Source organism: Methanosarcina spelaei (assembly GCF_002287235.1).
GTDB lineage: Archaea > Halobacteriota > Methanosarcinia > Methanosarcinales > Methanosarcinaceae > Methanosarcina > Methanosarcina spelaei.
The window spans coordinates 1-5155 of the sequence record NZ_LMVP01000138.1; the positions used below are offsets into that span (position 1 = coordinate 1).

The 5155-nt window shown below is 37.9% G+C and carries 4 protein-coding genes; 2 read left to right on the plus strand and 2 right to left on the minus strand.

Annotated elements, in window-relative coordinates; translation table 11 throughout:
* Positions 1-165 precede the first annotated feature (165 nt).
* Entirely contained in the window at positions 166-1710 is a 1545-nt protein-coding gene (gene gpmI, locus ASJ81_RS08725) for a 2,3-bisphosphoglycerate-independent phosphoglycerate mutase (RefSeq protein ID WP_095644136.1), read from the minus strand.
* A 246-nt stretch (positions 1711-1956) separates the two neighbouring features.
* Between gpmI and ASJ81_RS08730 the strand changes: the two genes are divergently transcribed.
* Both ASJ81_RS08730 and ASJ81_RS08735 read left to right on the plus strand, forming a co-directional pair.
* Positions 1957-2559: an acetate uptake transporter gene (locus tag ASJ81_RS08730; protein WP_095644134.1), complete on the plus strand. Its 603-nt coding sequence runs from the start codon at positions 1957-1959 to the stop codon at positions 2557-2559.
* A 551-nt stretch (positions 2560-3110) separates the two neighbouring features.
* Complete coding sequence (locus ASJ81_RS08735) at positions 3111-4034, plus strand: UbiA family prenyltransferase (RefSeq protein WP_095644135.1); 924 nt, start codon at positions 3111-3113, stop codon at positions 4032-4034.
* A gap of 343 nt (positions 4035-4377) precedes the next feature.
* Here ASJ81_RS08735 and ASJ81_RS08740 read toward each other — a convergent pair whose 3' ends face one another.
* Positions 4378-4977, minus strand: coding sequence for a helix-turn-helix transcriptional regulator (locus tag ASJ81_RS08740; protein ID WP_245859972.1), 600 nt, complete (start codon positions 4975-4977; stop codon positions 4378-4380).
* Positions 4978-5155 lie beyond the last annotated feature (178 nt).

Below are 5155 nucleotides of genomic sequence, written 5' to 3' on the forward strand. Positions count from 1 at the left end.
GAAAATTAGGAGAGGAAAACTAAGAAAAGAAAATTAGGAGAGGAAAACTAAGAAAGGAAAATGAGATTTTCTGAAATTTCAAATTGCTTTTTTTCATTCTTTAATAATTTCAGATCATTTTCTATTTCTTTAATAGTTTCAGTTTATTTTTTCCTTTTCGAGTTATTAATTTATAATAAGAGATTCCCCTGTCATTTCCTCAGGCTTCCGGACTTTGAGAATTTCCAGAAGGGTTGGTGCAAGATCGCATAATTTTCCGTTTTTAAGTGCTTTAACTTCGTTATTTCCGAAGTAAATACACTTTACCGGATTTGAAGTATGTGCTGTATGTGGCTCTCCCGTTCTCGGGTTTTCCATCTGTTCGGCATTTCCGTGGTCTGCAGTTATAATTGCTACGCCTCCAACTTCTTCCAGAACTGCTTCAATTCTGCCCACGCAGTTATCAACGACTTCTACTGCCTTTACTGCTGCCTCAAAAATTCCAGTGTGCCCTACCATATCCATGTTTGCGAAATTAAGGATAATGACGTCATATTTTCCTGACCGAATCCTTTCTATAACTTCATCCGTAACCTCATACGCACTCATTTCGGGTTTAAGGTCATAAGTAGCAACTTTTGGAGAGGGAATAAGGCAACGGTCCTCTCCTTCATAGCATTTTTCCTGTCCTCCGTTCAAGAAAAAGGTCACATGGGCATACTTTTCGGTTTCAGCAGTCCGAAGTTGGACCAGTCCCTGCTTGCTCAGGACTTCACCAAGCACGTTTTTCAGCTCTTCTGATGGGAAAGCTATAGGTAAATCCAGGGTTTCATCGTACTGGGCCATACAAACATAGTAAACTTTCGGATATTTCTCTCTGGGAAAGCTATCAAAGTCTTTATTTACAAAAGCCCAGGTAAGCTGCCGTGCTCTGTCAGGCCTGAAATTGAAGAAGATTATAGAATCATTATCCTTTATGACTGCCTCAGGCTTTCCTTCTAAATCTGCGATCACAGTCGGTTTTACAAACTCATCAGTTTCTCCTCTTTCATAAGCTTCAGAAACTGCAGTTTCTGCATCAGGAGCTTTGTAAGGCGCAACTCCCATAGTAAGTGCATCATAGGCAAGTTTTGTCCTATCCCAACGCTTGTCTCTGTCCATTGCGTAATAGCGCCCTGATATGGTGGCAATTTTAGCACTTCCGTTCTCCTTACAAAAAGCATCAAGCTCCTTTATGTCTTTGAGGGCGGCTTTAGGAGGCACGTCTCTGCCGTCCAGAAAAGCATGTATATATACTTTTTTCAACCCTTCCTGCTGTGCTAGTTTGATAAGGGCATAAATGTGGGTCATATAACTGTGAACGCCTCCGTAGGAGACAAGCCCCATGAGATGAAGGCTTGAATCGTTGGCTTTGGCATTTGAAATTGCACCCAAAAAAGCCGGATTCTTGAAGAAGTCACCTTTCCTTATGGAGAGGTTTATTCGGGTTAAGTCCTGATAAACAATTCGCCCTGCTCCTATATTCAGGTGCCCGACTTCGGAGTTTCCCATCTGGCCTTCCGGAAGGCCTACAGCTTCCCCTGATGCTTCTAAGAAACACCAGGGATATTCTTCCATCAAGTGGTCAAGATTTGGAGTTTTGGCTGCCAGGACAGCATTTCCTTCTATTGCTTCCCTATAGCCCCAACCATCAAGAATAATGAGCATAAGAGGTTTTTTTACCTGAGTCATATGAAGCAAATTCAACACTCGTTAATAAATAGCTTATTATGAAAATTCTTAATAGCTTTTGTGGGTTTTTATATTGTCTATATATATTATATTAAAAATATAAATACTGTCCCTAATTATAAGTATTAACAATTACATATTTCCGAAACGTGAAAAATGGACCTTAAAAACAATTGATTATCTTAATGTGATTTTTATTGGAAATTCAGGCTAAACTTCCGGTAACGGTAAGGAGGATTTAATTTTATGAGTCAAAATATTAAAGATGTTATGAATATTCGTGATATAAAAATAACGGATTTATCCGCAAATCCAGCTCCTCTAGGCTTGATGGGTTTCGGAATGACAACTGTGCTTTTGAACATACACAATGCAGGTTTCTATCCGATGAACGCAATGATTCTTTCGATGGGTATCTTTTACGGTGGGTTAGCTCAGGTAATTGCCGGAATCCAGGAATGGAAGAAAGGAAATACTTTTGGGGCCACAGCTTTTACTTCCTACGGGCTTTTCTGGCTCTCTTTAGTGGGTATTGTCCTTATTCCTAAGTCTCCAGATTATGCAGGGCTGGCCGCAGATTCACTCTCATTTGCTGCATACCTATTCATGTGGGGGGTTTTCACCCTTTTCATGTTCATAGGTACGCTCAAAGGCTCAAGGGCTCTCTCCGTTGTTTTCCTGACTCTAACAATCTTGTTTTTCTTGCTTGCAGCAGGAAATTATCTGGGAAACGCCGGAATCCTGAAGATAGCTGGTTATGAAGGAATCCTTACAGGACTCTCTGCAATATACACAGCTCTTGGTCAAGTATTGAACGAAGCGTATGGAAAGAAAGTAGTTCCTTTATAACAATTATAATTTTTTTATTGGGCTTTACTGCCCTCTATTTTTAATTTTTGATCTTTTCTACATATCAGAGCCTTCCGGGAAAGCTTATATTCTCTCTTTGAACCGTTTTTCCAGAATTTCCATTAGTGCCGTCCAGCAGATTTATTTGATTTTGGCTCTTCGCTGTTTTAAGCGAGTAGTTTACACTCAGTTAAACTCTGAAAAACAGTATCAGTAAGCTTAAAAACAGTTATTGTTGAAACCACAGTAAAGCTCAATGATTTTCATGTTGGCCGAATAACTGTACAAATAATATTGATTTCTTTTGCTCCAGAAACAACGAAAGAGAGGAATATTAATTTTAAAAAATATGATTATTTTGAGATCATTGAGGATATATATCAATCTTTTTGAGGATAGCAAGAACATGATTTCCTTCTAAAATAAGCGTTAGTTTACTCAGCTAGTGTTTGTTCATTTCTATAAACCTAATATTAATCCTCATATCTTAGAAACATTGTAAAATGTTACACTGAATAAATAATATTTAAAAGTTTACCAATATTATTTTTATGAGCTTCAATGTATTTTTCGGAAGTTTTGAACGTTTTCTCAGGTACAGACGAAAGAATGACCCAGAAATTGGGGAAAAGAACGCAACACTTGAACTCTTAAAAAGTTCCATTTTAGTTGCGTTTTCAGGCGCACTACGAATTCATATTGCTTTCCTCCTGCTTCAAGTTCATTCGAGTATATTCACCTGCGTTGCAGGAGGACTCGTAATTTACAGCGTATATACACTCGATAGAGCTCTTGGCTCCGAAGAAGATATTGTAAACCGAAAAGAGTTGAGTGGATCAAGAAAAGAAATAGGGTTTGCAGCCTCTATGATTACCTTCGTGATAGGAAGTTACGTATTGGCAAAAGAAGGAGTGATTGCACTCGCATTCTTACCACTTGTAACCGGCCTCCTTTATAGTAAAGGCATCAAAATAGGAAAATTTGCTTTAAAACTCAAAGGTGGACTTGGAGTCAAAAACATTATTGTAGGTCTCACCTGGGGAGCTTTTATTTCAGGGCTTGCTGGCAGCACCTGTAGGAGCGTGCTTCCCATTGTTTTAGTTTTCACTTTCTTTGGAGTTAAGCTCTTTATTAACTCCACAATATATGATTTCAAAGATGTCAAAGGAGATACTCTCGCAGGTCTCAAGACCCTTCCAGTAAGCCTTGGAGAACAAAATACCCGTAATTTCCTTCTCGGATTACACCTGCTCTCTCACCTGATTCTCGGTATTGCCTTAATTAACGGAATTATTGCTTTCGAACCTCTTATTGTCCTCTATAGCTTTATATGTGGGCTGATATGCATTAAAAATTATACAAAAACTGATGATATGGAAACCACTTTTCACAAATTAGAGAGAACAATTCTTGTGGATGGGGAATCAACCTCAATTGTCGGACTAAAAACGATTGTAAGTACCTTCCTGGTATAAAAATACCTAAAAACATGAAATTCTTCGAATTCAGGCTCAAACAAATGAAAGGACTTAAAAGTCCTTTCATATCAAGTAAAGTTTATGGGAGTATGCAAAAACAGTAAATAATTATAAAAAAGTCAAAAACAATGGAAGAAGTACAAAAAAGTACAAAAACAACAGAGTAATTGTAAAACATATAAAATAAAGGAAAAAGTATAAAAAATGCAAAAAAATAGAACAAGTAAAATATTCAGAATAAGGCATACAGTTATCCAGAAATATATCTGGAAAAAACCAAACTCTACAATTCCTATTTCCTATAGTTTTAAGGTTTCTTTCCAGAAGTCTTCAAAGAATTTTATAAATTCTTTATCTCAATTGAGTTTTCTTTATAATACTTAAAAAGCTCCTCTCCCCATTTGATTGAAGACGAGTCAAAACCTATCAGGTCGTTTCGAGGATCATAGGTTCCGTTTTTGAAAAATAACGAAAGGGATAGGAAACGGTCTGTTACCACAAAGGCTACTTTTGCATTGTCATATACGTAGAGACCGGTATGCTTGAACTTAAGGAACTCTTCAATCTCAGTACCATGTTCACTTTTTATTTTAAAAAATACATTAGGTGTAAGAATTATTGAAGTCGGAATATTCCTGCGAGCTAAGTCTAGAAACATAGTAGGATGGCTTGGTAGGAAAATGGATGAAAAGCCCACGAAGTGGGTAGAAGCCCGTACATTTTCCATGAACGCCTTATGAGTATCGTAAATATGTTCCTGTTCATCTCTTACGACTCTACACTCTTTGAGTTCCTGAATTCTGTTTAACAATAGATCAGGAATTGCAGCAAGGTCATGATCTCTCCAGAAAATTTCGTTTGCTTCTATAGCTGTAAGAGTATCCAGTAAGGGCTTATAATGTATAGCTGAAACTTTTCCGAGAGGTGTCAGCCGATACATTCCTTCCTGCCTGATAATCAAGTTTGCGCTTTCCATTTCTTTAAGGCGAGGCAGGATTTCAGGTGACTTTACATCAAAATAGTCTTTAATTTCAGAAAGAGTTCTTGGATTCTCCTGAAGTAAAAATCAAAGTTGCGCTGGCGCACCCCGCTGCAAGCAACGGGGTATGTCCGCGCCA